The sequence below is a fragment of the Clostridium sp. 1001270J_160509_D11 genome (assembly GCF_015667935.1).
In the GTDB taxonomy this organism is placed as follows: Bacteria; Bacillota; Clostridia; order Peptostreptococcales; family Peptostreptococcaceae; genus Intestinibacter.
Map to the genome: position 1 here is coordinate 1 of NZ_JADPET010000223.1, position 2562 is coordinate 2562.

General features: G+C 30.1%; 3 protein-coding genes. All 3 read right to left on the reverse strand.

Features of this window, described 5'->3' with window-relative positions:
• Positions 1-155: 155 nt before the first annotated feature.
• Complete coding sequence (gene rpmF / locus I4U58_RS13420; protein ID WP_007287361.1) at positions 156-332, reverse strand: 50S ribosomal protein L32; 177 nt, start codon at positions 330-332, stop codon at positions 156-158.
• A gap of 13 nt (positions 333-345) precedes the next feature.
• A complete protein-coding gene (locus tag I4U58_RS13425; protein ID WP_195931838.1) occupies positions 346-876 on the reverse strand; it encodes a DUF177 domain-containing protein in 531 nt (176 codons plus the stop codon).
• Positions 877-1064: 188 nt separating this feature from the next.
• Positions 1065-2267: an acetate kinase gene (locus tag I4U58_RS13430; RefSeq protein ID WP_195931839.1), complete on the reverse strand. Its 1203-nt coding sequence runs from the start codon at positions 2265-2267 to the stop codon at positions 1065-1067.
• Positions 2268-2562 lie beyond the last annotated feature (295 nt).

Sequence of the window (2562 nt, forward strand, 5' to 3'; positions counted from 1 at the left end):
CGATCTTAATAAATAATGTACTGTATTTAAATAATTTATATAAATTTATTTTCTTATTTTTATAAATCTTTTTAAACAATTTTGTACTATATTATTATAACGTATATTTTTGCAAAAAAAAACATGTAGTCTAAACTACATGTTTTTTTATATAACTATTCAGCTACGATTTCTTTACCGTTGTAGTGTCCGCAAGAAGGACAAACTCTATGTGGTAATTTAACATCATGACATTGTGGGCATTCTACGAATCCTTTAACTGTCATTTTTGAATTAGCCGCTCTTCTCATTTTAGTTTTTGATTTAGCTGTTTTACGCTTAGGTACTGCCATTTAAGCCACCTCCTTAATCATTTTTGAACAAATCTTTTAATTTAGCAAAACGTGGATCTATAAAATCCTCGTCACTTGCAGTTTCGCTACATGAGCAAGTTTCTTTATTTAAATTAGCTCCGCATTCTGGACAAAGACCTTCACAATCTTCGTTACAAAGAACTTTGTGTGGTAAATTGAAATCTAATGTTTGTTCTATTATTTTTACTAAGTCCACTTCATCAGTGTCAATAATAAAAGCATCATAGTCTTCAAAATTATCTTCATCAAAATCTTCGCTAACTAAGAAACCATCAATGGTATAACTCATTGGAACTTCTACTGGTTCTAGACATCTAGAACAATTATCTATTATAGTGAAATCTACATCTGCAAGAAGATGAACTTCGTCTTTTGCATTTTTAGAAATTCTACCAACTAGATTAATTGGTGAAGCCAATGTATATGTGTTATCACAATAACTAATATTATCAATTTTTTGCGAAAAATTCAAGTCTATTTTACCAGTTTCTCTTTTATTTAACTCATTAAGACTAATTATCATATTTTTCACCTCAACATATTACCAAATTTATTATACAAATAGGATTAATGTTTGTCAAGTATTTTTACTTGATAGTTATAATACTATTTTATGCTAATTATGAAAAAAAATCCTATACACATAATTTAAGGTAGGTTTTAGCCTACCTTAAACATTTATATTATAATCAATTTTGATAAATTATATAACTATAATTCTTTAACTAATTCTAATGTATCTCTAGCTATCATTAATTCTTCGTTAGTTGGTACTAATAATACTTTAACTTTAGAATCAGCAGCAGATATAACTGTTTCTTTTCCTCTTACTTTATTAGCTTCAGCGTCCATTTTAACACCTAATACTTCTAAGTTAGAAGCTATAGCTAATCTATCATCTATACCATTTTCACCTAAACCAGCAGTGAATACTATAGCATCTACACCGTTCATTTCAGCAGCGTAAGAACCTATATATTTTTTAACTCTCTTATGGTAAGCATCTAATGCATCTATTGCTTGTTGGTTTCCTTCAGCAGCAGCATCACATATATCTCTGAAGTCTGAAGATATACCAGTCATTCCGTATACACCAGATTCTTTGTTCATTAATTTATCTACACCATCTGCATCTAAGTTTTCTTTTTTCATTATGAATGGTATTATAGCTGGGTCTATATCACCACATCTAGTTCCCATTATTAAACCTTCAAGTGGAGTAAGTCCCATAGAAGTATCTACAACTTTTCCTCCGTCAACAGCAGCTACAGAAGCTCCGTTTCCTAAGTGACAAGTTATTATTTTTAAGTCAGCTATGTCTTTTCCTAACATTTCAGCTGCTCTTTGAGATACGTATTTGTGAGAAGTTCCGTGGAATCCGTATCTTCTTACACCGTATTCAGTATATAGTCTGTATGGAAGACCATATAAGTATGAAGATGCTGGCATTGTTTGATGGAATGCAGTATCGAATACAGCTACGTTTGGTACTCCTGGTATTATAGCTTTTATAGCATCTATTCCCATTAAGTTAGCTGGGTTGTGAAGAGGAGCTAATTCACTACATTTTCTTATAGCTTCTTCAACTTCGTCAGTTATTACAACTGAAGATGCGAATTTTTCTCCACCGTGAACAACTCTGTGTCCTACAGCGTTTATTTCGTTCATGTCTTTAACTCCACCGTAAGTTGGATCTAAAACACCTTCAAGAACTAATTGTATAGCATCTTGATGATCTTTCATTGGTTGTTCTTTAACGTATTTACCTTCTACACCGTCTTTTTTTTGAGTAAGTATAGAACCTTCTATACCTATTCTTTCAACTAATCCTATACATAATACAGCTTCATTTTCCATATCTATTAATTGATATTTTAATGAAGAACTACCACAGTTTAAAACTAATATTTTCATTAGTAAACCTCCTTAATATTTTATGAATAATAATATGTATTAAGTCCTCATGACTTTTTATTACAAAGTAAAAACCTCTCAGTTATGGTAAATTATAGAGATTTTTACTTTGTAACAATTTTGGATAATAAAATACCCCACTTAATATATCACTTTTTCAAAAAAAAGTACATACTATTTTTACGCAAAATGACATAAGGTACTTATTATCTCTTATATTATTATAATATATTTATTGAATTATTGGTTAACTGACTTGCTCGCAAGATCCTTACTATGAGTAACAACAATCACA